Origin of the sequence: Sphingomonas flavalba, assembly GCF_047553045.1 — a bacterium.
GTDB classification, from domain to species: domain Bacteria; phylum Pseudomonadota; class Alphaproteobacteria; order Sphingomonadales; family Sphingomonadaceae; genus Sphingomonas_L; species Sphingomonas_L flavalba_A.
This window is the reverse complement of the sequence record NZ_CP180208.1, coordinates 3,061,285-3,087,090: the sequence shown is the minus strand read 5'-3', so window position 1 is coordinate 3,087,090 and position 25,806 is coordinate 3,061,285. Positions and strand designations below refer to the sequence as shown.

Sequence of the window (25,806 nt, the reverse complement as noted above, 5' to 3'; positions counted from 1 at the left end):
ACCCGCTGTTCATCGCGCAGCCCAGCCCGCGCACAACTATCTGCCAGCGCGGCCGGCGAACGGGTGCGCCGCCGCTGCTGGCGACATCGGCCTGCGCCGAGCATGACGACAGGGCGCCGCCCGGTTAACAGTCGCGCCGGCCGAGCAGGCGCAGGCGCAGCGCGTTCAGTTTGATGAAACCCTCGGCATCGCGCTGGTCGTAGGCGCCGGCATCGTCCTCGAAGGTGACGACCTTTTCCGAGTAGAGCGAGTAAGGCGACTTGCGCCCGATGACGTGGACGCCGCCCTTATACAGCTTTAGCCGAACGGTGCCGGTCACCTTCTGCTGACTGTGATCGACCAGCGCCTGCAACATCTCGCGTTCCGGGCTGAACCAGAGGCCATTGTATATCAGCTCGGCATAGCGCGGCGCGAGTTCGTCCTTCAGGTGGGCGGCACCGCGGTCCAGGGTGATCTGCTCGATCCCGCGATGGGCGAGGTGGAGAATCGTACCGCCCGGCGTCTCGTACATGCCGCGCGACTTCATGCCGACGAAGCGGTTCTCGACCAGATCGAGCCGGCCGATGCCGTGGGTGCGGCCAAGGTCGTTCAGCTTTGCCAGCAGGCTGGCGGGCGACAGCCCCTCGCCATTAATCGCGACTGCGTCGCCGCGCTCGAAATCGATGGTGATGATCTCCGGCGCGTCGGGCGCGTCCTCCGGGTTGACGGTGCGCGAATAGACATAGTCCGGCACTTCTTCCCACGGATCTTCCAGCACCTTGCCTTCCGACGAGGTGTGGAGAAGATTGGCGTCCGTCGAGAACGGGCTTTCGCCGCGTTTGTCCTTCGGCACCGGGATCTGGTGCGCTTCGGCGAAAGCGATCAGCGCCGTGCGGCTGGTCAGGTCCCATTCCCGCCACGGCGCGATCACCTTGATGTCGGGGGCAAGCGCGTAATAGCCCAGTTCGAAGCGGACCTGGTCGTTGCCCTTGCCGGTCGCGCCGTGGCTGACCGCGTCGGCGCCGACCTGACGGGCAATCTCGACCTGACGCTTGGCGATCAGCGGACGCGCAATCGACGTGCCGAGCAGGTACAGCCCCTCGTACAGCGCATTGGCGCGCATCATCGGGAACACATAGTCCCGCACGAACTCCTCGCGCAGGTCGTCGACGAAGATATGCTCCTGCTTCACCCCCATCAGCTCGGCCTTGCGCCGCGCCGGTTCCAGCTCCTCGCCCTGACCGAGATCGGCGGTAAAGGTGACGACCTCGCAGCGATAGGTGGTCTGCAGCCACTTCAGGATCACGCTGGTGTCGAGGCCACCGGAGAAGGCGAGCACCACCCGGTCGATCGTGTCGGTCATTGTCGGCTTGGTCCTGTCGGATAGGAAGGGAATCGCCGCCCTATTAGGCAGCGGCGGGGCGAGTCACAACATCGGAACTGATTGATGGAAGCGGCACCGGCCCGCGCCCCCACCCGGCCTCCCATTCCAGGATACTGTCGTTGGGAGGTCGGGTGGGGGCGCGGGCCGGTGTCGCCTACGCAAACTCTATCGCGGCAACCGCGCCTCCGCCTGCGCCATATAGTCGCGGGTGATCGGCAGGGCGGTGCGGCGGCGGGTGTACTGGATCTGGTAGTTGCACATCTCCGCCGCTTCGAACGCAACCAGCGATCCGGCCAGATAGAATTGCCACATGCGAAAGAACCGTTCGTCGTACAGCGCGACTATCGCGTCGCGGTTGGCGGTCGCCCGGTCGTACCAGTGCTGGAGGGTGTAGGCGTAGTGCAGCCGCAGATTCTCGGCATCGGTGGCGATCAGATGCGCCTTCTCGCTGGCCGAGACGATCTCGCTCAGCGACGGGCAATAGCCGCCGGGGAAGATATATTTGCGCGTCCACGGGTCGGTCTGCCCCGGCGTGCCGAGGCGGCCGATCGTGTGGATCAGCATCGCGCCATCGTCGGCCAGTATCTCGCGGCACTTGCGGAAGAAGGTCAGGTAGTTGGGCGGCCCGACATGCTCGAACATCCCGACCGAGACGATGCGGTCGAACCCCTCCTCGACCCGGCGGTAGTCGCGCAGCTCGAACCGGACCCGGTCGGCCAGCCCCTGCTCCTCGGCGCGGCGGCGGGCAACCTTCAGCTGCTCTTCCGACAGGGTGATGCCGAGCACGCTGACCCCCTCGACCGCCCGCGCCAGATAGAGCGCCATCCCGCCCCAGCCGCAGCCGATGTCCAGCACCCGGTTACCCGGCTGAAGGTTCAGCTTGGCGGCGATATGCGCTTTCTTGTCGGCCTGCGCCTGCTCCAGGCTGTTGCCGGGGTCGGTGAAATAGGCGCAGCTATATTGCCGGTCGGCGTCGAGGAACAACGCGTAGAGATCGTCAGACAGGTCGTAATGATGGGCGACGTTCTGTTTCGACCGTCGTTCCCAGTTCAGCCGGCCGAGCGCCGCCCGGCTGCGGTCGACCAGCCGCATCAGCGGGTTGCCGATGTCGACCTCGACCGCGCCGCCGCCTTCCCACGGCGCGTTGTGGAGGATCACGCGGAGCAGCGCCAGGATGTCGCCCTGCTCCATCACCATCCGCCCGTCCATGAACGCTTCGCCGGCGGCAAGCTGCGGGTTGCGGGCGATCGCCCCGGTCACGCTCCGGTCGGTGAAGCGGATCGCGACGGTCGGGAAGCCGGCTTCCGGGATGCCGAAACGCTCGACCGACCCATCAGCGTTGGTGACTGCCAGTTCGCCCCGACGGACAAGGCGGCGGAGAAAGGGGGAAAGCAGAGACATAGCCTAGCCGTATCAAATTCCGGCGCGATAATCCTAGCCCCGTTTTCCGCCGGGCGGTTCGAGGGCCGGTCAGGGTCAAGCGCGGCCTACGCGAACGCGCGATAGAAAAAGACCAGCGTCGTCGTCGCGGTGATGAAGATGGTGAAGCCGCGCACCACCCCCGCCGGCAAACGCCGCCCGACAAGCGCACCGCCATAGCCGCCGGCCAGCGCGCCGAGCAGCAGCGCCAGCGCCGGTCCCCAGGCAACCATGCCGGCGACGATGAACAGCAGGATCGCGGCGCTGTTGGCAGCGCTGGTCATCAGCGTGCGCGGCGGGTTCAGGCTCTTGGGGTCGGCGCCGTCGAGCAGCCCCCACGCGGCGAGCATCATCAGCCCGACCGCGCCGCCGAAATAGCCGCCATACAGGCCGAGGACGAACTGCACGCCCAGCACCACCGGCGCGCCCAGCGTGAAACGGCGGCGCAGCGCTTCGCCGATCTGCCTGGCGAAGATGATCGCCAGCGTCGCGGTCAGCAGCAGCCAGGGCAGGATCAGGTCGAACGCCCGCGACGGCGTCAGGATCAGCAGCAGCCCGCCGATCAGCCCGCCGGTCACCGTCACCGCCGCCATCGTCCGCACCGGCACGCTGGCGATCGGGCGCAACCCGTCGCGATAGGCCCAGACGCTGGCCAGGCCGCCGGGGAACAGCGCCACCGTGCTGGACGCATTGGCGATCGTCGATGGCACACCCGCCGCGATCAGCGCCGGCAGCGAAATGAACGATCCGCCGCCGGCCATCGCGTTCATCGCCCCGGCGATGACGCCGGCGAACGCCACCAGCAGCAGTTCGGTCACAATGCCGCCTGCTTTTCCTCCGCCAACCGGTCCAGTTCGGCGCGGCTGCGCTTCTCGCTCGACGATTTGAGCTGGCCGCACGCCGCCATGATATCCCGCCCGCGCGGGGTGCGGACCGGCGCGGAAATGCCGGCTTCGAACACGATGTCGGAAAAACGCCTGATCCGGTCCGCATCCGAACATTCGTAGGGCGCGCCCGGCCACGGGTTGAACGGGATCAGGTTGACCTTGGCCGGCAGCCGGTATTTGCGGATCAGCCGCACCAGCTCGCGCGCGTCGGCGTCGCTGTCGTTCTTGTCCTTCAGCATCACATATTCAAAGGTGATGCGCCGGGCGTTGTTGGCGCCGGGGTAGTCGGCGCACGCCTGCAACAATTCCTCGATGCCGTATTTGCGGTTGATCGGCACGATCTCGTCGCGCACTTCCTTGGTCACCGCGTGGAGCGACACCGCCAGGTTGACGCCGATCTCCTCGCCGGCGCGCGCCATCATCGGCACCACGCCCGACGTGCTGAGCGTGATCCGGCGGCGGGACAGGGCCAGCCCGTCGCCGTCCATGACGATCTTCAGCGCGTCGCGGACATTGTCGAAATTATAAAGCGGCTCGCCCATCCCCATCATCACGATGTTGGTCAGCATCCGCCCATCGGGCGATGACGGCCATTCACCCAGCGAATCGCGGGCCAGCATCACCTGCCCGACGATCTCGCCGGGCGTCAGGTTGCGGACCAGCCGCATCGTACCGGTGTGGCAGAAACGGCAGTTGAGGGTGCAGCCGACCTGGCTCGACACGCAGAGCGTACCGCGGTCGGCGTCGGGGATGAACACGGCCTCATATTCCTGAGCGTCGTCGGAGCGCAGCAGCCATTTGCGGGTGCCGTCGGTCGAAACCTGTGCCTCCACCACCTGCGGCCGGCCAACAACGAACCGCTGCTCCAGCCAGCCGCGCATGTCCTTGGCGATATCGGTCATCACCGCGAAATCGGTGGCGCCGCGGTTGTAGATCCAGTGCCACAGCTGCTTGGCGCGCAGCTTGGCCTGCTTCGCCTCCATCTGCGATTCGAGCAGCGCCTCGCGGATCTGCAGCTTGGACAGGCCGACAAGATCGACGCGGCCGTCGGCGCGTGGCGTGGCGACACGGGGGGCGACGACCGGGTCGACAAGGCCGGGAATGGGCATGGGCGCGTTCATGATCGGCGGCCCTTAGGCCAAAAGGCGGACATTTTCTACCGTCGCCGCGCGCAGCCGAGGGCGGCGGCATCGATCGCCGTTGCCGCCCCGCGCAGGCGGTAACTGTCGGTGAAGCTGCCGCCGTTCTTGCCCCGGCTCGTCACCCGCAGTGTCCCGCCGTTGCGCATCGCCGCGACGATCGCCGCGTCGGTCCGCGCGTCGGGCGCCCAGGCGTCGACCCGGCCGGCGACCAGCGCGTAACGGCGGTCGCCGATGCTGATCGCCACCGGCGCATCCGGCCGCCGTTCGTGGCTGAGGCGGATGTGGAGCTGGTTTCGCGCCCCGATCGTCGGCCAGAAGGCGATGCTGGCGAACGGCTTCCACGCGGCGGACGACCGGCTGAGCGGCTGAGCGATGGCGAAGCATCGCGGCGGGCGGGCATCGCGAAACGCACCCCAGCCCTCGAACACGCCGAGCGAATCGCGCGCCGCCGCGGCGGTCGCCGCCAGTGCCAGCAGCGCCGTGACGGCCGCTTTCATGCCGGTCATGCCCGCCACATTGCCGCCACGGCGATGAACCGGTGTTCAGAAAGGCTGGTTTCGACCGTGTGCATGCCCCGTTTCATCCCCGGATTGTGCCCCCGATGCAACAGACGCCGCTGTTGTCTGAGGTTCATGCAACGCCCGCCGGCTTCGTGCGATTGGAGCGGCTCGCCGACGTTATGGCGAACACCAAGGAGTTGTTTAATGCGTACTCTCATTCTTGCCGCCCTGTTCGCGACCGCCGCCGCCAGCCCCGCGCTGGCCCAACCGGCCGGCAATGCGCCGTTCACCGGCCTACGCATCGAGGGCCTGGTCGGTTACGACCATGTCAAGAATCACGGCTATGGCGACAACGCCGTCGCTTATGGGCTGGGCGCCGGCTACGATATGCAGATGGGCCGCGCCGTCGTCGGCGGCGAGGTCGAATATATGGATTCGAACGCCAAGGGCTGCGACACCGACTTCGCCGCGATCGGCGACAAGATCTGCGGCAGCGCGCGGCGCGACCTGTATGCCGGCGCCCGCGTCGGCGCGGAAGTGTCGCCGGGCATGCTGCTCTACGCCAAGGCCGGCTACACCAACGCCCGCATCGCCACCCGTTACGACGGCGTGACCGGCGGCCCGGCCAGCTTCAGCGACAAGACGAACCTCGACGGCGTGCGCGTCGGCGCCGGTGCCGAATATGCGTTTAGCCCGAACAGCTTCATCAAGGCCGAGTACCGCTATTCCAACTACGAGAAGGGCGTCTCGCGCCAGCAGGTGCTGGGCGGCTTCGGCTTCCGCTTCTAAACGGGACAGCGGCTCGAAAAACCGCAGTCGAAGGGGTCGGGGCGCTTGCTCCGGCCCCTTTTCTCGTTAATGAAGATGCCCCGGAAAGGGGCGTGCGGTGCCCCGGCCCGGCCAATCGACTATGGGGCCGGGCGGCCCCGGGGGAAGAGATGAAGGCGACGATCGAACGCGCAACGCTGCTCAAGAGCCTGGGCCACGTCCAGTCCGTGGTCGAGCGGCGCAACACCATTCCGATCCTGTCCAACGTGCTGATCGAGGCGACCGCCGACGGCGCGATCCGCCTGATGGCGACCGACCTCGACCTGCAGATCGTCGACAGCGTCGCCGCCGCCGTCGACCAGCCGGGCGCGACGACGGTGTCGGCTCACACGCTTTTCGACATCGTGCGCAAGCTGCCGGAAGGCAGCCAGGTCGCGCTCCACGCCGCCGACGGCAAGATGCAGGTCAATGCCGGCCGCGCCCGCTTCAACCTGGCGACGCTGCCGCGCGACGATTTCCCGGTGATCGCGGAAGGTGAGTTGCCGACCCGGTTCGAACTGCCGGCGGCGACGCTGCGCCAGATCATCGACAAGACCCGCTTCGCGATCTCGACCGAGGAAACGCGCTATTATCTGAACGGCATCTTCCTGCACGTGTCGGACGAAGCGCAGCCGGTGCTGAAGGCAGCGGCCACCGACGGCCATCGGCTGGCGCGGGTGACGGTGCCCCGACCCGATGGCGCGGAAGGGATGCCGGATGTGATCGTGCCGCGCAAATGCGTCGCGGAACTGCGCAAGCTACTCGACGAGGTCGACGGCTCGGTCGAACTGTCGCTGTCGCCGACCAAGATCCGCTTTGGCCTTGGCGCCGCGATCCTGACGTCGAAGCTGATCGACGGCACCTTCCCCGATTATTCGCGGGTGATCCCGACCGGCAACGACAAGATCCTGAAGATCGATCCGAAAAGCTTCATGCAAGGGGTCGACCGCGTCGCCACCATCGCCAGCGAGAAGACCCGCGCGGTCAAGATGGCCCTCGACCGCGACAAGATCACCCTGTCGGTGACCTCGCCGGAAAACGGCACCGCGTCGGAAGAAGTGCCCGGTGACTACAGCGCCCAGACGTTTGAGATCGGCTTTAACGCCCGCTACCTGCTCGACATTCTCGGCCAGGTCGAAGGCGATCTGGTCGAGGTCCATCTGGCCGACGCCGCCGCGCCGACGCTGATTCGCGAAAATGACAAGGCGCCGGCGCTTTACGTGCTGATGCCGATGCGGGTCTGACCGACGCTATTCCGCCGGCTTGCGCTGCGGCGCGGCCGGCGGTTTGCACCCTTTCTGCCGGCCGATCCCTTTCAGGAAGCCGCGCCGGGTCAGCCCGGCATCGACCGCGAGATTATAGGCCCGGTCGGCCTTTTCGGCGCCGGAGACGTAACGGACCAGCCCCCGGAACGGGATCAGGCCGTTGACTACCGCCTTGCCGACCGCGCCGGCACCTTCTTCACGCTTCTGGCCGCGCGTTGCCGGCGGCAGCGGCGGCGCGTCGAAATCGTCGCCCAGCGCGGCATCCAGCTCGGCGATGGCGGCGCCCAGCGTCTTGCAATTGCGGGTGCCGCCACTGGCATAGGGATCGATGGCCGCCTGCTCCAGCACCGGTGCGATCTCCCGCTTCTTCAGGTTGGTGTCCGACAGCGGCTGGGTGGCGATGTCCCCCGCCTGGCGGTCGAACGATTTCGGCTTCTGTGGCGGCTGGGCGACGGCCGGAACGGCAAGGGCCAGCGCGAGCATGGCGGCAAGCGGGCGATCAAGCATCGGTGATATCCTTACGCGAACGAACGCTGCCAGATTGTCGCGGCCGCTGGCCGCTGGCAAGCATTGACGATTTGAGCCCTGGCGCGGCTTCGCCTACCAAGCGGCGGTGTCGATCGCCCGCCTCGCCCTCACCGACTTTCGCTCCTATGCCGACGCGCTGGTCGCGCCCGGCCCCGGCCTGGTCGTGCTGACCGGCGAAAATGGCGCCGGCAAGACCAACATACTGGAGGCGGTTTCGATGCTTGCCCCCGGGCGCGGGCTGCGGGGCGCCGCGCTGGGCGAGATAGCGCGCAGCGACGGGGCCGGCGGCTTCGCGGTCGCCGCGCGGGTCGGCGGGGCGGAGATCGGCACGGGTACGCTGGCGGCCCAGCCGGAACGCCGGCTGGTGCGGATCAACGGCGCCGCGGCGGCAGCGACGGCGCTGGGCGAGTGGCTGGCGATCCTGTGGCTGACCCCGGCGATGGACCGGCTGTTCACCGAAGCGGCGGGCGGGCGCCGGCGCTTTCTGGACCGACTGGCGCTGGCGCTGGCGCCCGACCATGCCGGGCACGCCACCCGCTACGACGCGGCGATGCGGGCGCGCAACAAGCTGCTTGCCACCGACCCCGCGCCGGACCCGGCCTGGCTGACCGCGCTGGAAGCGCGAATGGTCGAACATGGCATCGCGCTGGGCGCGGCGCGCGCGCTGGTCGTCGCGGCGCTCGGCGCGCGGCTGGCGGCGGCGCCGGAGGGGCCGTTCGCTCGCGCCGGGCTGGCGCTGGCCGGCTGGGACGATGGCGATGGCGGCGCCTTCGCCGCCGCCCTTGCCACCGGGCGTGGGCGCGACGCCGCCGCCGGGCGGACGCTGGTCGGGCCGCACCGCGCCGACCTGATCGTCAGCCATCTCGACAAGGGGCAGCCGGCCTCGCGCTGTTCGACCGGCGAGCAGAAGGCGCTGCTGCTCGGCATCGTCCTCGCCCATGCCGACCTTGTCGCCGAACGGGCCGGGCGGCGACCGGTCCTGCTGCTCGACGAGGTGGCGGCGCATCTTGACCCGGCGCGACGGGCGGCGCTGTTCGCCCGGCTGGCCGACGGCGGCGGGCAGGTATGGATGACCGGCACGGAGGCGTCGCTGTTCGCCGGCATCGGCACCGCCACCCTGCTGTCCGTCGCCGACTGCCGGGTGAGCGGCGGCTGAACCCGGTCAGCGGCGGCTGCGGTCGCGGATCGCCTTGAATTCCGAACCGGGATACCATTCGGGCCAGCGGGTGGAATTGGCGAGGTCGGTACCCAGCTTGGTTATCAGGGCAATGTCATCGGCGGCGCCCCGCAAGTTCCAACTCGCGTCGAGGCGGTCGCAGGTCTGATGGTAGCAGGCCATGTAGGATTTGAGCCATGCCGCACCCGCCGCGCGGCCGCCGTCAACCAGATCGGGCGCGCCGCCGAGCGCCATCATCAGCAGCGTCGGAACCCCCTGCCGGGCGAGCGGAAAATGATCGGCGCGGTAGAACAGCCCGCGTTCGGGCAGCGCCTCCGCGGTGACCGTGCGGCCCTGAGCGGCGGCGGCGGCGGCAAGGGCTTCCTCCAGCTGGTTCTGGCCCTTGCCGATCAGCATCACGTCGCGCGCCGGCCCGGCGGTCTGGAACACGTCAAGGGTGAAGTTGGCGACTGTCCGGTCGAGCGGATAGACCGGGTCCGCCGCATAAGCCTGCGAGCCGAGCAGGCCGTTCTCTTCCGCCGTCCACAGCGCGAAGACCAGGCTGCGCGCCGGGCGCGGGCCGCGCACCGCGCTGCGGGCAACCTCCAGCACCCCGGCGACGCCGAGCGCGTCGTCATTGGCGCCGGCGCGGATCGTCCGGCCCTGCGCGTCGGGCGCGCCGACGCCGAACGCGTCCCAGTGCGCGGCGACCATCACCACTTCATCCGGCCGATCCCGCCCCGGCAGGCGGGCGAGGACATTGCGGCTCGACACCCGGTCATGACTGACCGGCAGATCGGCGGACAAGGTGAGGCCGGCGAGCGGCACCGGGCGGAAATCCGCCTGCCGCGCCCGCACCCGGAGCGCCGCCAGATCAAGCCCGGCGCGGCGGAACAGCGCGGTCGCCGCCGCGCCTTCTATCCAGCCCTGCACCAGCACCCGCGCCGCCGGATCGCACTGGACGAGGTCGTACACCTCGCGGCCCGGCGCCGTCACCGTGTCCCAGCCATAGCCGGCACCGGGTGTGTCATGGACGATCAGCGCGCCGATCGCGCCGCGCCGTGCCGCTTCCTCGAACTTGTAGGTCCAGCGGCCGTAATAGGTCATCCGCCGACCGCCGAACCTGCCGGTGGCGCCGTCGGCCGCGGCCGCCTCGAAATCCGGATCGTTGACCAGGAAGACGGCGATCTTCCCCTTCAGGTCGACGCCCTTGAAGTCATCCCACGCCTGTTCGGGGGCGGTGACGCCGTAACCGACGAACACCAGCGGCGCGGCGGCGATGGCGACGCGATCGACCGGCCGCGCGGTGGTGGCGTAGATGTCGCGGCCGGGCTGCAGCGGCATCGTCCCGTCGGCACCGGCGACGGTGACGGTGCCGTCGGCACCGATCCGGGTGCGGACCAGCGGCACCGCCTGCGTCCATGCGCCGCCGGGGCCGCCCGGTTCCAGCCCGAGCGCACCGAGCTGCGCGATCAGCCAGGCAACGGTTTTGTCCTCCCCCGGCGTGCCGGGCGCCCGGCCGCCGAACGCATCGGCGGTCAGCGTGCGGACGGTGGCGGCGAGGCGGGCGGGCGCGGCCGGATCGGCACCGGCCGCCGGCACCGCCAGCCCAAGCGCGGCGGCGCACCCGAGAAGCAGACCTTTCATACGACATCTCCCCGACGACACGACGCCGTTCTAGGCGGCGCGCCCGCCGAATCAAAGGCTTGTCCGCGCCGGGCGGCGCGACGCCGGAATGCCCCGAATCGGGATGACGGCCGGCGACGGGCGCCCCGCACGGCTTTCGCATCGCCGCCACGACGGCTAAGATCGGGTCTGGCGGCGGGTGCAACCGGCCAAGCGGCGGAGGACCAATGACCAAGCATGGCTTAATCGGCGCGGCGTTGCTGCTCGCTTTCGGCACCAGCGGCTGCGCCGACGCCGCGACACCGGGCCCGGTCATCACCAACACGGCCGAACTGGACCGGGCGCTGGAGCTGGCTAAGGGGGGCGAGCGGATCGTCCTTGCCCCCGGCAATTACGGGATCACCCTCAGCAACCGCCAGTTTACCAAGCCGGTGACGATCACCTCGCAATCGCGCGACGGCATCGCCCAGATCAGCCGGTTCAACGTGAACAACGTCGGCAACCTGACCTTCGAGCGCGTTGCGATCGGCCGGCCGCTGAATGCCGGCGAGCCGGGTTACAGCCGGCTGGCCGACCTGATCGAATCGCGCGACATCCTGTTCGACCATGTCGATTTCCACGGATCGAAGGACGGCAACCCCGGCAATGACGGCTGGGGCCTCTATATCCTTGGCGGGCGCAACGTCACGGTGCGCCGTTCCGCGTTCAGCGAATTGTCGCGCGGCGCCGTTTCGTCGCGGATCACCGGCCTGAAATTCGAAGGCAACTCCTTCACCACCATCGCCAGCGACGGCAGCAATTTCGCCGCCGTCGACGATGTCGAGATCGTCGGCAACTGTTTCACCGGCTTTTCGCCTTTACCGGGCGACCACCCGGACGCGATCCAGTTCTGGACCCAGGGCCAGACCAAGGGATCGAACCGCATCCGCATCGCCGACAACCAGCTGTTTCAGGGAAGCGGCGACGGGTTTCAGGGCATTTTCATCGGCGGTGAACCAAACAAGCGCAACCGCGGGTTCGAGATCGTCAACAATCTGGTCTACGTGCAGGACCAGTATCACGGCATTGCCGTCGCCGACACCGACGACGTGGTGATCGCCGGCAACACGGTGGTGTCGATTCCGGACCACCGGCCATTGTGGATATCGGTATTGCGGGTCGGCAACGCCGACATCCGCGACAATGTCACCGACCGCATCCTGAACCGCGAGAGCAACGCGATCCGCGTCGCCAACAACACGGTGCTTGACGACACGCCGGGCGCGCGCGGCAAGCTGAAAGACCTGCGGGCCGGGGTGACGGCCAGCGCCGCCGGGCTGACGATCAGCGGGCGCGGCTATCAGGGCGCGCCGCACCAGTGCGGGGTCGGCACCGGCGCGCGCGCCGACTGAGTCCGCCGCCGCCCGCCACGGCGGATTTTGGTATTATTCACCGATTCCGGGTGTCAGAGGCGGTTCCGCTGCGCGGCGAATTGGCCTAGACGCCAGCGCTTCATTCCACATGGGAGCAAAGCAATGAGCGACATTATCGCGGCGGACCAGCTTCGCCTGTTCATCGAGCGCATCGAGCGACTCGAGGAAGAGAAGAAGGGCATCGCCGACGATATTCGCGACGTGTATTCCGAAGCGAAGTCGCAAGGTTATGACAGCAAGACGATGCGCCAGATCGTCCGCCTGCGCCGGATGGAAAAGCATGTCCGCGAGGAAGCCGACGCGCTGCTTGAGACCTATCGCAACGCGCTCGGCCTTGCCTGAGCGCGCCGGGGCCGACGCCATCACGGCGTTTCATTCCGACGCGATCCGCCGGTAAGGTGGTGGCTGCGGCGCAGGCAGGAACGGGAGCAGATATGGGCGGCTGGACGATCGGGGTGCTGGGCGGATCGGGCCTGTACGCGATCGACGCGCTGGACGGCGCGGAGTGGATCACGGTCGACAGCCCGTGGGGCGCGCCGTCAGACCAGTTGCTGACCGGGACGATCGGCGCCGTCCGTTTCGTCTTCCTGCCCCGCCACGGCCGCGGCCACGTCATCCCGCCGACCGCGCTGAATTTCCGCGCCAATATCGACGTGCTGAAGCGCGCCGGCTGCACCGACCTGCTGGCGCTGTCGGCGGTCGGATCGCTGCGCGAGCATCTGGCGCCCGGCGGTTTCGTCGTCGTCGACCAGTTCATCGACCGCACCGTCGCCCGGCCCAACAGCTTCTTCGGCACCGGCATGGTCGCCCATGTCTCGATGGCCGATCCGGTCTGCCCGCGCCTGTCGGTGCTGGCGGCGGAGGCGGGGCGCCGGGCCGGCGCCACCGTCTATGAAGGCGGCACCTATGTGGCGATCGAGGGGCCGCAATTTTCGACCAGCGCCGAAAGCCACCTTTACCGCCAATGGAATTGCGACGTGATCGGCATGACCGCGATGCCGGAGGCGCGGCTGGCGCGGGAGGCGGAACTGCCCTACGCGCTGGTCGGCATGCTGACCGATTACGATTGCTGGCGCGAAGGCGACGCCCATGTCGACGTGCCGTCGGTGCTGAAGGTGATGCACGCCAATGCCGACAAGGCGCGCGGTCTGATCGTCGCGCTGGCCGGGCTGTTGCCGGCGGAGCGGACGGCGTCGCCGATCGACACCGTTCTCGACACCGCGCTGATCACCGCGCCCGACCGGCGCGACCCGGCGCTGCTCGCCCGGCTGGACGCAGTGGCCGGGCGGGTGCTGAACCGATGAGCGTGACGCTGTTCGATTATTGGCGGTCCTCGGCGAGTTACCGGGTCAGGATCGCCCTCAACCTGAAGGGCATAGCGTATACCAGCGTTGCGGTGCCGTTGCTCGCCGACGCGCAGCGCGCGCCCGACAACCTGGCGCGCAACCGGCAGGGCATGGTGCCGACACTGGCGATCGACGGGCTGGAACTGACCCAGTCGCTGGCGATCATCGCCTATCTCGACCGCCGCGCGCCCGAACCGCCGCTGTTCCCCGCCGACCCGGCGCGCCACGCCCGCGCGATGGCGATGGCGCTGGTTGTCGCCTGCGACATCCACCCGCTCGATAACCTCAGAGTGCTGCGCTACCTCGACCGCGAACTGGGGGTCGAGCAGGCGGCGCGCGACGGCTGGTACCGCCACTGGATCGATGAAGGCTTCACCGCGCTGGAGGCGATGGCCGGGGACGCCGGCGCCGGGCCGTTCCTGGGCGGCACCGCGCCCGACATCGCCGACATCTGCCTGGTGCCGCAGATGTACAATGCGCGCCGACTGGCGGTGGACCTGGCGCCTTACCCGGCGCTGGTCGCCGCCGACGCCGCCGCGCAGGCGCTGCCCGCCTTTGCCGCCGCCCACCCGGACCGGGTGAAGCCCGCCGATGCGTGAGGCCTTCGCCCTGCTGCCGCTGCTGCTGGCCACCCCGGCGCTGGCCGAGACGCCGGACATCGTCGTCACCGGCGGCGGCCTCGCCCCTTCGATCGGCGCGGCGGCCTATGACCTGATCGTCATCGACCGCGAACGGATTGGCGGCACCGCCAGCGGCCGGGTCGAGGATGTGCTGCGCGATGTCGCCGGGCTTCAGCAGTTCCGCCGATCCGACGCGCGTTCCGCCCACCCGACCAGCCAGGGCCTGACCCTGCGCGGGCTGGGCGGCAATGCGTCGAGCCGGGCGCTGCTGGTCCTCGACGGGGTGCCGCAAAGCGACCCGTTCGGCGGATCGGTGACGCTGTCCGCCTATACGCCGGAACGGCTGGGGTCGATCCGGGTGACACGCGGCGGCGGCGCGGGCGCGCTGGGGCCGGGCGCGCTGGCGGGGACGATCGAGCTGGAGAGCGCCGATGCGGGCACGCTGCCCGGCCTGGCCGCCGGCATTGCCTATGGCAGCCGCGACGCCGTCGACGCCGATGCCGGGCTGGCGGGGCGGCTGGGCAGCGGCCATGCCAGCCTGTCCGCCGCCTATGCGCGCGGCGACGGCTTCATACCGATCCGCGCCGGGCAGCGCGGCGGCGTCGACCGGCCGGCGCCCTACGAACAGGCCAGCCTTGCCGCGCGCGCGGTGGTGCCGGTTGGCGCCGAGACCGAGCTGCAGGCATCGATGCTCGGCTTCGTCGACCGGCGCGCGCGCGGCACCGCCTATACCGACAACAGCAGCCGCGGCGCCGACGCCAGCATCCGCCTGGTCGGGCGGGGGGACTGGGGCTGGTCGGCGCTCGGCTATGTGCAGGCGCGCAGCTTTGCCAGCCAGTTCGCCTCCATCGCCGCCGACCGCAACAGCATCAGCCAGAGCCTGGACCAGTACAACACGCCGGCGACCGGGCTGGGGACGCGGGTGGAGCTGCGCCCGCCGGTCGGGCCGGATATCGAGCTGCGGCTGGGGGCCGACTGGCGGCGGACGAGCGGGCGGACGCAGGAGCTGGCGACCTTCGTCGCCGGCGCGCCGACGCGTGGCCGCGTCGCCGGCGGGCGGACCGACACGCTGGGTGCCTTTGCCGAGGCGTCGGCGAAGCTGGGCGCGCTGACCCTGACCGGCGGCGGCCGGATCGACTATTGGGCGATCGCCGACGGCCGGCTGCGCGAATGGCCGCTGGCCGGCGGGCCGATGCTGAACGACAGCCGCTTTGCCGACCGCAGCGGCTGGCGGCCGACGGCGCGGGCCGGCGTGGCGTGGGCCGCCGCACCGGCGCTGACCCTGCGCGCCGCCGCTTATACCGGCTGGCGGCTGCCGACGCTGAACGAGCTGTACCGGCCGTTCCGCGCCGGGGCCGACGCGACCGCCGCCAACGCCGCGCTGAAACCGGAACGGATGCGCGGGACGGAGCTGGGGGCAGACTGGCGGCCGGCAGACGGCGTCCGCGTCGGCGCGACGCTGTTCACCAGCCGGCTGGACGACGCGATCGCCAACATCACCCTGGCCAACGGGCCGGGCAACTTCCCCGGTGTCGGCTTCGTGTCGGCGGCCGGCGTCTACCGCCAGCGCGGCAATCTGGACCGCATCGCCGCCCGCGGGGTGGAGCTGGATGCGGCGGCGCGGCTTGGCGATGTCACGCTGGCCGCATCCTATGCCCATACGCGCTCCACCGTGCACGCACGCGGCGTCGCCGCGCCGCTCGATGGGCTGCGCCCGGCGCAGACCCCGCGCCATATGGCGTCGGCGACAGTCGGCTGGCGCTGGCTGTCGACGACGCTGCGCTATGTTTCGGCCCAGTATGAGGACGACCAGAACATGCGGGCGCTGACCGACGCAATGACCGTCGACGCGCGGATCGCGGTGCCGCTGACCGGCGGGCTGACGATGGAACTGCGCGGCGAGAATATCGGCAATGCGCGGGTGGATGCGACCGTTTCCGGAACCGGAATCATCGAGCGCGCGGCGCCGCGGACGGTGTGGTTCGGGCTGAACTGGCGGGGGTAGCAGCGTCCCTCGACTTCGCTCGGGATGTACGGGCCTGGTAAAGGGCTGGCCTCTCTACTCCACTCCGCCCACCCTGAGCGAAGTCGAGGGACGAAAAGCTCTTAGCCCTTCGCCTTCTTCGCCTTTTTCGGTTTGCCGGCCAGCGATTCCAGCAACGCTTCTATGCGGGCGAGGCGGGCGTCGACCGCGTCGATTCGCTCGGTCAGCCGGGCAACGTCGGCGCGACTCGGCATGGCGGCGGCGGCGAGAACCTCACTGACGACTTCGCTGCCGACGCCGCGCGCCTTGACCGACGCGGCGGTCGCGTTGTTGACGGTACGGGCGAATTCGCCGGTTTTCAGCAGGCTGCTGCCGAATTCCTGGGCGATGCTCTCCCACTGGCCGAGCATGTCGCGAACGAAGGCGGCCCCGTCCGGGGTGGCTGGATCCTTGGTCATCGCGTCATCATTCTTGGGTCCGGATCACCCGTCAAGCCGGATGGAAATGGCAGGTGCGGCAAGGCTGGCGACAGGATAGGAGGCCATCGAAGCGCCGGGGCTTTCCCGGACGGAAAGGCGGGCAGGATGGACAGTGCCGATTTCGTGATCGTCGGCGGCGGCATCGCCGGCTTGTCGCTGGCGGCGCAACTGGGCGGCACGGGCCGCACGGTGGTGCTGGAGGGCGAACAGGCGCTCGGCTATCACAGCTCCGGGCGCAGCGTCACCTTTTCCCATTACGGCATCGGCAATGCCACGGTGCGCGCGCTGACCCGGTGGAGCCGGGGTTTCTTCCTCGCCCCGCCCGACGGCTTTGCGCCGCTGTGCCACCGGATGCCGGCGCTGTTCGTCGCGACCGCCGAGATGCTGGACACGCTGGCCGCGCTGGAAGCAACGACACGCGGCCTGTCGCCGGGGGTCGAATCGCTCGACGCCGGGGGAATGCGGGCGCTGTGCCCGGTGCTGCGGCTGGGCGACGACGCAATCGTCGCCGGCTTCGCCGACCATGACGGACTGAAGCTCGACGCCGACGCGCTGCTTCAGGGCTATGCGCGGGCGGTCCGCGCCGGCGGCGGCCGGGTGGAAACCGACGCGGCGATCGCGGCGATCGCCCATGACGGCAGCGCCTGGGTGGTGACGGCGCGCGACGGCCGGCGCTGGACGGCGCCGGTGCTGGTCAACGCCGCCGGCGCCTGGGCCGACGCGGTCGCCGCGCTGGCCGGGGTGGCGCCGCTGGGCGTCACGCCGCTGCGGCGGACGATCATCGTCGTCGACGCGCCGGACGGCGCCGACACGCGGGGCTGGCCGTTCGTCAAAAGCGCGGTCGACGATTTTTACCTGATGCCCGAATCCGGCCGGCTGCTCGTGTCGCCGGTCGACGAGACACCGAGCGCGCCGTGCGACGCGCAGCCGGAGGAATATGACATCGCCGTCGCCGCCGACCGGCTGACGCATTTCACCACCATTGTCCCGCGTCGGATCGGCCATAGCTGGGCGGGGCTGCGCAGTTTCGCCCGCGACCGGGTACCAGCCGCCGGTTTCGCCCCCGATGCGCCGGGGTTCTTCTGGCTGGCCGGGCAGGGCGGTTACGGCCTGCAGACCGCGCCGGCGATGGCGGCGATCGCCGCGGCGCTGATCACCGGCGCGCCCGCGCCGGACATGGCGGGCGTTACCCCCGCCGCCGTCACCGTCGACCGGCTGTACGGCTGAGACGGCACGAAGACCGACACAGTGAAGGGGCGCCCCGGGTGCCCGGAACGCCCCTTCGGTACGCCTTACTGAAACGCGTTACTCGTTAGGCAAGCGCCGCCCTTAGGCAGCGGTCTTGATCTTTTCGGCCGCGACCGCGATGCGGTTCGACAGCGGCTGGAACACGTCACCGGCCAGCTTCAGCAGCGCTTCGGTGTTCTTCGACGCGTCGGCGACGAAGGCATCGAACGATTCGCGGGCATATTCGCTCTGCAGCTGGAACAGCTCGGTCGGCGACTTGACGGTGCTGAAACCCTTCAGCGTCGCGGTGGCCTTCTCGTAGTTCTTGCGAGCGGTATCGGCAGCCTGCTGGCCGAACGCCTCGGCGCCCTTCGCGGCGACCTTGGCCGATTCGACGACGGCTTCGATGTTGCCCTTGTTGAACGCCTGCAGCTCTTCAACGAGCTTGGTACCCTTCTCGAAGGCTTCCTTCGAGCGGGTGTTGAAATCGCCGAACAGGGCCTGGGTCCGCTCGGTGGCTTCGCTGGTCAGCTTGGTGATGGTCTCGGTCACGATCTCTGATCCTTTCTCGGTGGTGGTGCCGGCGACCGGCTCCACACTGTCCTGAACGATGGCGCCGGCCTTGACGGCATCCGCCGCCCTGGCCGTCGCGACCGCGGGCTTTGCCGGCGCTTTGCCGGTGCCCTTGGTCGCGCGCTTGCCGTTCGTGGTGCTGTTGCTGGTCATAACGGCGCTCCGAACGTCACGTCTTTTGCTCATGTTGCGGTGCAATATAATCCTCCGGGGCGAAATGCAAGTGTTTTTGTGCATTGCAACAAAATTGTCAGAATCGTCCGCCGCCGGGGTGCCGGAGCGGCATTGCCGTGCTATTCCCGGCGGATGCGGGGACAGGCGGCAGATCAGCGCCGGCGGAGCGGCCGATGACCCGGTTGCTGCCGGCGGCGGAACGGGTGGCAACGCCGTGGAAGAACGGCGGCGGCGTCACCGCGACCGTGGCCAGCGGCCCCGCCGGCGCCGGGCTGGACGATTTCCGTTGGCGGATCAGCCTGGCCGAGGTCGCCGCTGCCGGGCCGTTTTCCGCCTTTCCGGGCATCGACCGGCATCTGAGCGTGCTCGACGGTGTGCTGCGGCTGGAGGTCGCCGGGCGGACGGTGACGCTGACGGTGGGGGAGCCGGGCCTTGCCTTTCCCGGCGATGCGGCGGCGACCGGCACGCCGGTGGGCGGGACCGTCACCGATTGCAACGTCATGACCCGGCGCGGGCAGGCGCGGGCAACGGTTTTACCGGTCCACGACGCAAGCGTGGCCCGGCCGGAGGGCGCGATCCTGCTGCTGCTGGCGCTGGCGCCGGCGGTGCTGAGCGCCGGGGGCGCCACATACCGGCTGGACGCGCGTGACGCGTTGCTGGTCGACGATCAGCCGGCGGTGACCGTTGCCGGGCGATGCCTGGCGATCACCGTGACCGAGACGGGCACGATCAGAAATGCGCCAGATAGCCGCCGTCGACCGCGATGACCTGCCCGGTGACATAGGCGGCGGCCAGCGAGGCGAGGAAGGTGACCGCCCCTTCGATTTCCGCCGGCGCGCCCCAGCGGCCAAGCGCGGTGCGCCGGGCGAGATGGGCGGCGACGGCCGGGTCGTCAACCATGGCGCGGTTGGCCTCGCTGGCGAAATAGCCGGGGGCAACGGCGTTGACCGTGATCCCCGCCGGGCCGAGTTCCGCCGCGAGCGCGCGGGTCAGCGCCGCCAGCCCGCCCTTGGACGCGGTATAGGCGGCATCGCCGGCGCGGGCGATCGGCCCGGCGATCGAGGTGATGTTGATGATCCGCCCGCCGGCGGGCATGTGCGGCGCGACCAGCCGCGCCAGATCGAGCGGGGCGACCAGATTGACTTCGAGCAGGCGGCGCACCGCCGCCCGGTCCAGTTCGGCCAGCGGCCGCCGGTCGCGCGCGCCGGCATTGTTGACGAGGATGTCGACCCGGCCATGGGCGGCGACCAGCCGGGCGACCGCCGCCGCCGTTGCCGCTTCATCGGCCAGATCGGCGACAAGGCTGTCGGTGCGGCAGCCGTCCGCCGCCAGCGTTGCCGCGGCGGCGGCGAGTCGCGCCGGATCGCGGCCATGGAGGACGACCGTGGCGCCAGCCGCCGCCAGCCCGCGCGCCACCGCGAAACCGAGCCCGCCAGCGGCGCCGGTGACCAGCGCGACCCGGCCGGAAAGAGGGTTATGAAGGTCGGACATCGGCAACTCCCCCCGCCCCTATGCCCGGCCGCGCCGCGCCCGGCCAGCCCGCCGGGATGCGCGCGCCACCCTTCCCCAAGCCCTACCCCCTCGCTATAGCGCCAGCGAATCTCGCTAGCGCAGCACAAAGGAAACGCCCCATGACCGCCGTCGGACAGGACAGTCTTTCCACCCGCACCACCCTGTCGGCCGGCACGCAGACCGTCGACTATTACGCGCTCGACAAGGCCGCGACCAAGCTGGGCGACGTGTCCCGCCTGCCGTTTTCGATGAAGGTGCTGCTGGAGAACCTGCTGCGTTTCGAGGACGGCGCCACCGTCACCGTCGAGGACATTCAGGCGATTGTCGACTGGCAGAAGGAGCGGCGGTCCGACCGCGAGATCCAGTACCGCCCGGCGCGGGTGCTGATGCAGGATTTCACCGGCGTGCCCTGCGTCGTCGATCTGGCGGCGATGCGCGACGCGATGAACGCGCTCGGCGGCGACGCGCAGAAGATCAACCCGCAGGTGCCGGTCCACCTCGTCATCGACCATAGCGTGATGGTCGACGAATTCGGCACGCCCAAGGCGTTCCAGGACAATGTCGACCTGGAATACGCCCGCAACATGGAACGCTATGAATTCCTGAAATGGGGATCGAAGGCGCTCGACAATTTCAAGGTGGTGCCGCCGGGCACCGGCATCTGCCACCAGGTCAACCTGGAGAATATCGCCCAGACGGTGTGGTCTTCGGTCGCCGCCGACGGCGCCACCATCGCCTATCCCGACACGCTGGTCGGCACCGACAGCCACACGACGATGGTCAACGGGCTGGGCGTGCTCGGCTGGGGCGTCGGCGGGATCGAGGCGGAAGCGGCGATGCTCGGCCAGCCGGTGTCGATGCTGATCCCCGAGGTCGTCGGTTTCAAGCTGACCGGCACGCTGGCCGAGGGCATCACCGCCACCGACCTGGTGCTGACCGTTACCCAGATGCTGCGCGCCAAGGGCGTCGTCGGCCGGTTCGTCGAGTTCTACGGTCCCGGCGTGTCGGCGCTGTCGCTGGCCGACCGTGCGACGATCGCCAACATGGCGCCGGAATATGGCGCGACCTGCGGCTTCTTCCCGGTCGACAGCAAGACCCTGGACTATATGCGGCTGACCGGGCGCAGCGACGCGCAGGTCGCGCTGGTCGAGGCCTATTGCCGCGCGCAGGGGCTATGGCACGACGAAACCACCGCCGACCCGCTGTTCACCGACACGCTGGCGCTCGACATGTCCGGCGTCCAGCCGTCGCTCGCCGGGCCGAAGCGGCCGCAGGACCGGGTTCTGCTGTCCGAGGTCGACGACGCGTTCGCCAAGGCGGTCGACACCGCCGCGCCGCGCATCCACATCACCGACCGCGGCCATGACATCGGCAATGGCGACGTCGTCATCGCCGCGATCACCAGCTGCACCAACACGTCGAACCCGTCGGTGCTGGTCGCCGCCGGGCTGGTCGCCCGCAAGGCCCGCGCCCGCGGGCTGAAGCCGAAGCCGTGGGTGAAGACCTCGCTCGCGCCGGGATCGCAGGTCGTCACCGACTATCTGATCAAGGCCGGGCTGCAGGAGGATCTGGACGCGATCGGGTTCAACCTGGTCGGTTACGGCTGCACCACCTGCATCGGCAATTCCGGCCCGCTGCCGGGGCCGATTTCCACCGCGATCAACGACCACGACCTGACCGCCGTCGCCGTCCTGTCCGGCAACCGCAACTTCGAAGGCCGGGTGTCGCCCGACGTGCGCGCCAACTATCTGGCGTCGCCGCCGCTGGTCGTCGCCTATGCGCTGAAGGGCACGATTACCGAGGACATGATCAGCACCCCGATCGGCCAGGACCAGGACGGCGCCGACGTCTATCTGCGCGATATCTGGCCGACCAACGACGAAATCCGTGCGACGATCGACGCCAATATCGACAGCACGATGTACCGCGCCCGTTATGCCAACGTGTTCGACGGCGACGCCAAGTGGCGCGAGATCAACGTCGAGGGGTCCGACACCTATGCCTGGCGCGCCGGGTCGACCTATGTCGCCAACCCGCCCTATTTCGACGGGATGGGCATGACCCCGGCGCCGGTCGGCGACATCATCGACGCGCGGCCGCTGGCGGTGCTCGGCGACAGCATCACCACCGACCACATCAGCCCGGCCGGCAGCATCAAGGCCGACAGCCCGGCCGGCACCTATTTGCAGGAGCATCAGGTCAGCCGCGCCGATTTCAACAGCTACGGTTCGCGGCGCGGCAACCATGAGGTGATGATGCGCGGCACCTTCGCCAACATCCGCATCCGCAACGAGATGGTGCCCGGCGTCGAAGGCGGCATGTCCAGCTACAAGGGCGAGGTGATGCCGATCTACGACGCGGCGATGCGTCACAAGGCCGACGGCACGCCACTGGTCGTCATTGCCGGCAAGGAATACGGCACCGGGTCCAGCCGCGACTGGGCGGCGAAGGGCACGACCCTGCTCGGCGTGCGCGCGGTGATCGCCGAGTCGTTCGAGCGCATCCACCGGTCCAACCTGGTCGGCATGGGCGTGCTGCCGCTGCAGTTCGCCGACGGCGTCGACCGCAAGACGCTGAAACTGGACGGCAGCGAGACCTTCACGATCAACGACGTCGCCGGCCTGCGCCCCCGTCAGACCGTTACCGTAACGCTGACCCGTGCCAATGGCGCGACGGAAAATTTCGAAACAATGTGCCGGATCGATACGGTTAACGAGCTGGATTACTTCCTGAACGGTGGAATCCTGCAATACGTGCTGCGCAAGCTGGCTTCCTGAGCCGGTTGTTTCGCCCCCGGGCAGCAGTTCGGGGGCGAAAAATTGCGTGATTGACGATAGTTAACGCCTGATCAAGATTTCCCTTCATGCCGTCCCGCGTCGCGGGACGGGCAAACAGGGAAAGGCGTTTTGTATGAAAAAGGGTCAATTCGCACTGATCGCGGCGACGGCGCTGGCCGGTTTCGCGACACCGGCCTCGGCGCTGAACATCGTCCTGCGCAGCACCGACGGCAGTTTCGCCAGCGCGCCGAACGGGGCAGCGGCGCTCTACGCGTTCCAGAAAGCCGCCAATTACTGGAACCAGACGCTTACCAACGACACCACGCTGACCTTCGACATCCATTTCGCCGCGCTGCGCGCCGGCGTGCTGGGATCGACCGGCAGTAATTCGATCGATACCCGGATCAGCGACGTCTACACGCAACTGAACGCGACGGGCACGTCCGCCCTCGACCAGATCGCGGTCGCCGGACTGACCCCGCTCAGCGGCAATGGCGGGCTGGCGATGCGGGTCAACGCGCCGGCCAATGCGGCGGGCGGCGGCATCGACACCGCCGCGGCGACCTACCTCGACAATGACGACAGCTACAACAACGTGTTCCTGAACCAGAACACCGCCAACAACCGCGCGCTTGGCATCGGTTTCGACAATGCCGACACCGCCTTCGCCTATTACCGCGACGTGCTGGGCGAAGATTACAATGCCGACGCCGATGCGGACATCACCTTCAGTTCCAACTTCGCGTTCGATTTCGACCCGACCGACGGCATATCGGTCGGCACCTATGATTTCGTCGCGGTGGCGATTCACGAGATGGGCCATGCGCTCGGCTTCGTCAGCGGCGTCGACCTGTACGACTATTACGGCGGGCCGGACGGGCCGGGTGCCGACGACCTGCTCGATTTCGATTTCGGCGATACATCGATCGGGTCGACGCTCGACCTGTTCCGCTACGGCAACGGGTTCAACGCCGACGGCAGCCGCCAATTGCAATGGGGGGCCGGGGGGCGGCCCGCCTTCTTCTCGATCGACGGCGAGACGCCGTTCAACTTCGATCATCAGAGCGAAGCGGAAATGGCGTCCTTCGCCACCGGCCGTTACAATGGCGACGGCGACCAGGCATCGCACTGGAAGGACAATGACGCCTTTGCCACCGCGAATGGCTGCTTCATCGAATCGCGGGCGATCGGCATCATGGACCCGACCGCCGCCGCGTGCAGCATGGGGGTGCTGACCAGCAACGACCTCGCCGCATTCGACGCGATCGGCTATAATCTCGGCTTCGATATCCTTGGCGACCGGGGTTACACCTTCGACAGTAAGCAGGTGTTCGCGCTGGACGGCCTGGCCATCGCGCAGGTGCCGGAACCGGCGACATGGGCGATGCTGATCCTCGGTTTCGGCCTGATCGGCGGCGGAATGCGGCGGGCGCGCACCCGCGCGCGCATAGTCATCGCCTGAACCGGCCGCAATCACCACCGGCCCCGTCCGCCCCGGCGGGCGGGGCCGTTTCGTTCAACGAATCGGGTCGAGCCGGATCTGATACAGGGTCGGCCAGGTCTTGCCGGTGACGAACAGCCGGTCGCCGGCGCTGTCATAGGCGATGCCGTTCAGCACCGCATCGCTGCCGCGACGACCGGAAGCGCGGGCGAGCGCCGACAGATCGATCCATGCCCTGACCCGGCCGGTGGCCGGATCGATCCGCGCGATCCGGTCGGTCATCCAGACATTGGCGAGGATTTCGCCGTTCACCCATTCCAGTTCGTTGAGCATCGGCACCGGCCGCCCGGCGGCGGTGACGGTCAGCCGCCGCCGCACCGCGAAGCTTTTCGGGTCGAGGAAGCGCAGCACCGCCGTGCCGTCGCTCATGATCAGCGCCGTGCGGTCACGGGTCAGGCCCCAGCCTTCTCCCTCGTAACGGAAGCTGCCGACCTGGCGCAGGCTGTCGCGGTCCCAGATGAAACCGATGCCGTGCTGCCAGGTCAGGCTGATCAGCCGGTCGCCCCAGGCAACCAGCCCTTCGCCGAAATAGGGCGGCGGCACCGATGCCGCGCGCAGCACCATGCCATCGTCGAGCGCGACTTCGCGGATCGTCGAGCGGCCGACCAGCCCGGTGCTTTCGAACAGCCGGCCGCCGTCGAAGACCAGCCCCTGGGTGAAGGCACCGCTGTCATGCGGGAAACGGGCGACGACAGTCGCCGTCTGCACCGGCACGGCGGCCGGGGCCGCCGCGAGCAGCAGCGCGATCGCCACCGTCACGCGATCGCCGCTTTCAGCCAGTCTGGGAGCAGCGGTGTGCCGAAGGGCAGCGGCGCGGCCAGCGCGTCCACCCGGACCCGCGCCACCGCCAGCCCCAGCTCGGGGTACCAGACCTGCGCCGCGTCGCCGGGATCGGCGGTCGCATGGACCACAACCAGCCGGCGATTGACCTTTTGCCGCCAGTTCATCCGCGCGGTATTTTCCTGCCCGACATAGCAGCCCTTGGCGAAGCTGACCCCGTTCAGTTCCACCGCGTTGCATTCCAGCCAGAGCGTGCGGTCGCGGCCCAGTTCCGCCACGCCTTCGGTCACGCCCAGCCCCAACCGGTGCGCCCGCCAGCCTTCCGCCGCCGCGCCGGCCGGGGCGAGCCAGCGCCGGCCGAGCGCGGCAAGGCGCGGGTCGGGTACGCCTGCATCGCCGGCCGGCGCCCAATGCACCGCCAGCGCCGGTTCGGGCGCGATCGCGATCGCCCGGCGCAGCCGGTAGAGCGCAAGCCGCCGTGCCAGCGCCTCCGCCTCTGTCGCTTCGCAATCAATGAGCAGGTCGTCACCGTCGGCCCAGAGCAGGAAATCGAACAGCGCCTTGCCCTGCGGCGAGAGCAGGCCGCTCCACTGCGGCCGCCCTTCCGCGACGGCGTTGACGTCCTGGGTCACCAGCCCTTGCAGAAAAATTCTTACATCGGCGCCGGAAAGGCGTAGCAGCGAACGGTCGACAAGGGTGGTTCCGGGCATGGACGGAAACTAGGCACC

23 protein-coding genes and 2 pseudogenes are annotated in these 25,806 nt (G+C 69.1%); 13 read left to right on the top strand and 12 right to left on the bottom strand.

The genetic code is table 11. The annotated features are described in order from the left end of the window. Positions 1 to 124: 124 nt before the first annotated feature. The 5 genes from ACMT1E_RS14750 to ACMT1E_RS14730 all read right to left on the bottom strand — a co-directional run bounded on the left by ACMT1E_RS14750 (position 125) and on the right by ACMT1E_RS14730 (position 5,308). Positions 125 to 1,342: an argininosuccinate synthase gene (locus ACMT1E_RS14750; protein WP_414901213.1), complete on the bottom strand. Its 1,218-nt coding sequence runs from the start codon at positions 1,340 to 1,342 to the stop codon at positions 125 to 127. Positions 1,343 to 1,528: 186 nt separating this feature from the next. After that, positions 1,529 to 2,764, bottom strand: a complete 1,236-nt coding sequence (locus ACMT1E_RS14745) for a class I SAM-dependent methyltransferase (protein ID WP_414901211.1) — start codon at positions 2,762 to 2,764, stop codon at positions 1,529 to 1,531. 86 nt (positions 2,765 to 2,850) lie between these two features. After that, complete coding sequence (locus tag ACMT1E_RS14740; RefSeq protein ID WP_414901209.1) at positions 2,851 to 3,600, bottom strand: sulfite exporter TauE/SafE family protein; 750 nt, start codon at positions 3,598 to 3,600, stop codon at positions 2,851 to 2,853. Next, positions 3,597 to 4,778 (bottom strand): 23S rRNA (adenine(2503)-C(2))-methyltransferase RlmN, encoded by a 1,182-nt coding sequence (gene rlmN, locus ACMT1E_RS14735; RefSeq protein WP_414903463.1) that lies wholly within the window; start codon positions 4,776 to 4,778, stop codon positions 3,597 to 3,599. The genes ACMT1E_RS14740 and rlmN overlap by 4 nt, the downstream gene beginning before the upstream one ends. Before the next feature lie 47 nt (positions 4,779 to 4,825). Beyond that, positions 4,826 to 5,308 (bottom strand): hypothetical protein, encoded by a 483-nt coding sequence (locus ACMT1E_RS14730; protein ID WP_414903461.1) that lies wholly within the window; start codon positions 5,306 to 5,308, stop codon positions 4,826 to 4,828. A gap of 207 nt (positions 5,309 to 5,515) precedes the next feature. Here ACMT1E_RS14730 and ACMT1E_RS14725 point away from each other — a divergent pair, with 207 nt between their 5' ends. Together ACMT1E_RS14725 and dnaN are read left to right on the top strand one after the other, a co-directional pair. Beyond that, positions 5,516 to 6,100: an outer membrane protein gene (locus tag ACMT1E_RS14725; RefSeq protein ID WP_414901207.1), complete on the top strand. Its 585-nt coding sequence runs from the start codon at positions 5,516 to 5,518 to the stop codon at positions 6,098 to 6,100. Positions 6,101 to 6,249: 149 nt separating this feature from the next. Next, positions 6,250 to 7,362 (top strand): DNA polymerase III subunit beta, encoded by a 1,113-nt coding sequence (dnaN, locus tag ACMT1E_RS14720; protein WP_414901205.1) that lies wholly within the window; start codon positions 6,250 to 6,252, stop codon positions 7,360 to 7,362. A gap of 6 nt (positions 7,363 to 7,368) precedes the next feature. On the opposite strand, the gene ACMT1E_RS14715 is transcribed toward dnaN, so the two are convergent. After that, positions 7,369 to 7,890: a hypothetical protein gene (locus ACMT1E_RS14715; protein ID WP_414901203.1), complete on the bottom strand. Its 522-nt coding sequence runs from the start codon at positions 7,888 to 7,890 to the stop codon at positions 7,369 to 7,371. A 106-nt stretch (positions 7,891 to 7,996) separates the two neighbouring features. Between ACMT1E_RS14715 and recF the strand changes: the two genes are divergently transcribed. Further along, a complete protein-coding gene (recF, locus tag ACMT1E_RS14710; RefSeq protein WP_414901201.1) occupies positions 7,997 to 9,067 on the top strand; it encodes a DNA replication/repair protein RecF in 1,071 nt (356 codons plus the stop codon). A gap of 6 nt (positions 9,068 to 9,073) precedes the next feature. Here recF and ACMT1E_RS14705 read toward each other — a convergent pair whose 3' ends face one another. Beyond that, positions 9,074 to 10,714, bottom strand: a complete 1,641-nt coding sequence (locus tag ACMT1E_RS14705; RefSeq protein WP_414901199.1) for a M28 family metallopeptidase — start codon at positions 10,712 to 10,714, stop codon at positions 9,074 to 9,076. Between the two features lie 206 nt (positions 10,715 to 10,920). Here ACMT1E_RS14705 and ACMT1E_RS14700 point away from each other — a divergent pair, with 206 nt between their 5' ends. The 5 genes from ACMT1E_RS14700 (at position 10,921) to ACMT1E_RS14680 (ending at position 16,076) form a co-directional block, all read left to right on the top strand. Then, a complete protein-coding gene (locus ACMT1E_RS14700; RefSeq protein WP_414901197.1) occupies positions 10,921 to 12,084 on the top strand; it encodes a hypothetical protein in 1,164 nt (387 codons plus the stop codon). 123 nt (positions 12,085 to 12,207) lie between these two features. Beyond that, positions 12,208 to 12,447 (top strand): DUF2312 domain-containing protein, encoded by a 240-nt coding sequence (locus ACMT1E_RS14695; protein ID WP_414901195.1) that lies wholly within the window; start codon positions 12,208 to 12,210, stop codon positions 12,445 to 12,447. Between the two features lie 92 nt (positions 12,448 to 12,539). After that, positions 12,540 to 13,409 (top strand): S-methyl-5'-thioadenosine phosphorylase, encoded by an 870-nt coding sequence (locus ACMT1E_RS14690; protein ID WP_414901193.1) that lies wholly within the window; start codon positions 12,540 to 12,542, stop codon positions 13,407 to 13,409. After that, a complete protein-coding gene (gene maiA, locus ACMT1E_RS14685; RefSeq protein WP_414901191.1) occupies positions 13,406 to 14,050 on the top strand; it encodes a maleylacetoacetate isomerase in 645 nt (214 codons plus the stop codon). Before ACMT1E_RS14690 ends, maiA begins: the two co-directional genes overlap by 4 nt. Continuing rightward, a complete protein-coding gene (locus ACMT1E_RS14680; RefSeq protein ID WP_414901189.1) occupies positions 14,043 to 16,076 on the top strand; it encodes a TonB-dependent receptor in 2,034 nt (677 codons plus the stop codon). Before maiA ends, ACMT1E_RS14680 begins: the two co-directional genes overlap by 8 nt. Positions 16,077 to 16,177: 101 nt before the next feature. On the opposite strand, the gene ACMT1E_RS14675 is transcribed toward ACMT1E_RS14680, so the two are convergent. Further along, complete coding sequence (locus ACMT1E_RS14675) at positions 16,178 to 16,513, bottom strand: hypothetical protein (protein ID WP_414901187.1); 336 nt, start codon at positions 16,511 to 16,513, stop codon at positions 16,178 to 16,180. A 126-nt stretch (positions 16,514 to 16,639) separates the two neighbouring features. Between ACMT1E_RS14675 and ACMT1E_RS14670 the strand changes: the two genes are divergently transcribed. Continuing rightward, the gene (locus ACMT1E_RS14670; protein ID WP_414901185.1) at positions 16,640 to 17,761 is read left to right on the top strand and encodes an NAD(P)/FAD-dependent oxidoreductase; all 1,122 of its coding nucleotides are present in this window, start codon (positions 16,640 to 16,642) and stop codon (positions 17,759 to 17,761) included. Positions 17,762 to 17,863: 102 nt separating this feature from the next. On the opposite strand, the gene ACMT1E_RS14665 is transcribed toward ACMT1E_RS14670, so the two are convergent. Then, positions 17,864 to 18,487, bottom strand: a complete 624-nt coding sequence (locus ACMT1E_RS14665) for a phasin family protein (RefSeq protein WP_414901183.1) — start codon at positions 18,485 to 18,487, stop codon at positions 17,864 to 17,866. A 194-nt stretch (positions 18,488 to 18,681) separates the two neighbouring features. Between ACMT1E_RS14665 and ACMT1E_RS14660 the strand changes: the two genes are divergently transcribed. Further along, positions 18,682 to 19,275: a HutD family protein gene (locus tag ACMT1E_RS14660; RefSeq protein WP_414901181.1), complete on the top strand. Its 594-nt coding sequence runs from the start codon at positions 18,682 to 18,684 to the stop codon at positions 19,273 to 19,275. Here ACMT1E_RS14660 and ACMT1E_RS14655 read toward each other — a convergent pair. Further along, complete coding sequence (locus ACMT1E_RS14655; protein ID WP_414901179.1) at positions 19,238 to 19,999, bottom strand: SDR family oxidoreductase; 762 nt, start codon at positions 19,997 to 19,999, stop codon at positions 19,238 to 19,240. The genes ACMT1E_RS14660 and ACMT1E_RS14655 overlap by 38 nt on opposite strands. Positions 20,000 to 20,139: 140 nt before the next feature. Between ACMT1E_RS14655 and acnA the strand changes: the two genes are divergently transcribed. The 3 genes and pseudogenes from acnA to ACMT1E_RS14640 form a co-directional block, all read left to right on the top strand. Further along, positions 20,140 to 22,797 carry an aconitate hydratase AcnA gene (gene acnA / locus ACMT1E_RS14650; protein ID WP_414901177.1) on the top strand — a complete coding sequence of 886 codons (2,658 nt, stop codon included), beginning with the start codon at positions 20,140 to 20,142 and terminating at the stop codon, positions 22,795 to 22,797. Between the two features lie 133 nt (positions 22,798 to 22,930). Then, positions 22,931 to 24,013 (top strand): annotated as a pseudogene (locus tag ACMT1E_RS14645) (NF038122 family metalloprotease); the annotation flags it as partial. 117 nt (positions 24,014 to 24,130) lie between these two features. Next, positions 24,131 to 24,259, top strand: a pseudogene (locus ACMT1E_RS14640) (PEPxxWA-CTERM sorting domain-containing protein); the annotation flags it as partial. 54 nt (positions 24,260 to 24,313) lie between these two features. On the opposite strand, the gene ACMT1E_RS14635 reads toward ACMT1E_RS14640, so the two are convergent. Both ACMT1E_RS14635 and ACMT1E_RS14630 read right to left on the bottom strand, forming a co-directional pair. Continuing rightward, on the bottom strand, positions 24,314 to 25,057 hold the full coding sequence (locus tag ACMT1E_RS14635) for a glutaminyl-peptide cyclotransferase (RefSeq protein ID WP_414901175.1): 744 nt from the start codon (positions 25,055 to 25,057) through the stop codon (positions 24,314 to 24,316). Next, positions 25,054 to 25,788 carry a YgfZ/GcvT domain-containing protein gene (locus ACMT1E_RS14630; RefSeq protein ID WP_414901173.1) on the bottom strand — a complete coding sequence of 245 codons (735 nt, stop codon included), beginning with the start codon at positions 25,786 to 25,788 and terminating at the stop codon, positions 25,054 to 25,056. The genes ACMT1E_RS14635 and ACMT1E_RS14630 overlap by 4 nt, the downstream gene beginning before the upstream one ends. Between the last annotated feature and the right edge of the window lie 18 nt (positions 25,789 to 25,806).

Excerpts from the sequence above, each read along its gene's own strand:
- ACMT1E_RS14750 (WP_414901213.1), bottom strand. The coding sequence starts at position 1,342 with ATGACCGACACGATCGACCGGGTGGTGCTCGCCTTCTCCGGTGGCCTC.
- ACMT1E_RS14745 (WP_414901211.1), bottom strand. The coding sequence starts at position 2,764 with ATGTCTCTGCTTTCCCCCTTTCTCCGCCGCCTTGTCCGTCGGGGCGAA.
- rlmN (WP_414903463.1), bottom strand. The coding sequence starts at position 4,778 with ATGCCCATTCCCGGCCTTGTCGACCCGGTCGTCGCCCCCCGTGTCGCC.
- ACMT1E_RS14730 (WP_414903461.1), bottom strand. The coding sequence starts at position 5,308 with ATGAAAGCGGCCGTCACGGCGCTGCTGGCACTGGCGGCGACCGCCGCG.
- ACMT1E_RS14725 (WP_414901207.1), top strand. The coding sequence starts at position 5,516 with ATGCGTACTCTCATTCTTGCCGCCCTGTTCGCGACCGCCGCCGCCAGC.
- dnaN (WP_414901205.1), top strand. The coding sequence starts at position 6,250 with ATGAAGGCGACGATCGAACGCGCAACGCTGCTCAAGAGCCTGGGCCAC.
- ACMT1E_RS14715 (WP_414901203.1), bottom strand. The coding sequence starts at position 7,890 with ATGCTTGATCGCCCGCTTGCCGCCATGCTCGCGCTGGCCCTTGCCGTT.
- ACMT1E_RS14705 (WP_414901199.1), bottom strand. The coding sequence starts at position 10,714 with ATGAAAGGTCTGCTTCTCGGGTGCGCCGCCGCGCTTGGGCTGGCGGTG.
- ACMT1E_RS14700 (WP_414901197.1), top strand. The coding sequence starts at position 10,921 with ATGACCAAGCATGGCTTAATCGGCGCGGCGTTGCTGCTCGCTTTCGGC.
- ACMT1E_RS14695 (WP_414901195.1), top strand. The coding sequence starts at position 12,208 with ATGAGCGACATTATCGCGGCGGACCAGCTTCGCCTGTTCATCGAGCGC.
- ACMT1E_RS14690 (WP_414901193.1), top strand. The coding sequence starts at position 12,540 with ATGGGCGGCTGGACGATCGGGGTGCTGGGCGGATCGGGCCTGTACGCG.
- maiA (WP_414901191.1), top strand. The coding sequence starts at position 13,406 with ATGAGCGTGACGCTGTTCGATTATTGGCGGTCCTCGGCGAGTTACCGG.
- ACMT1E_RS14680 (WP_414901189.1), top strand. The coding sequence starts at position 14,043 with ATGCGTGAGGCCTTCGCCCTGCTGCCGCTGCTGCTGGCCACCCCGGCG.
- ACMT1E_RS14675 (WP_414901187.1), bottom strand. The coding sequence starts at position 16,513 with ATGACCAAGGATCCAGCCACCCCGGACGGGGCCGCCTTCGTTCGCGAC.
- ACMT1E_RS14670 (WP_414901185.1), top strand. The coding sequence starts at position 16,640 with ATGGACAGTGCCGATTTCGTGATCGTCGGCGGCGGCATCGCCGGCTTG.
- ACMT1E_RS14665 (WP_414901183.1), bottom strand. The coding sequence starts at position 18,487 with ATGACCAGCAACAGCACCACGAACGGCAAGCGCGCGACCAAGGGCACC.
- ACMT1E_RS14660 (WP_414901181.1), top strand. The coding sequence starts at position 18,682 with ATGACCCGGTTGCTGCCGGCGGCGGAACGGGTGGCAACGCCGTGGAAG.
- ACMT1E_RS14655 (WP_414901179.1), bottom strand. The coding sequence starts at position 19,999 with ATGTCCGACCTTCATAACCCTCTTTCCGGCCGGGTCGCGCTGGTCACC.
- acnA (WP_414901177.1), top strand. The coding sequence starts at position 20,140 with ATGACCGCCGTCGGACAGGACAGTCTTTCCACCCGCACCACCCTGTCG.
- ACMT1E_RS14630 (WP_414901173.1), bottom strand. The coding sequence starts at position 25,788 with ATGCCCGGAACCACCCTTGTCGACCGTTCGCTGCTACGCCTTTCCGGC.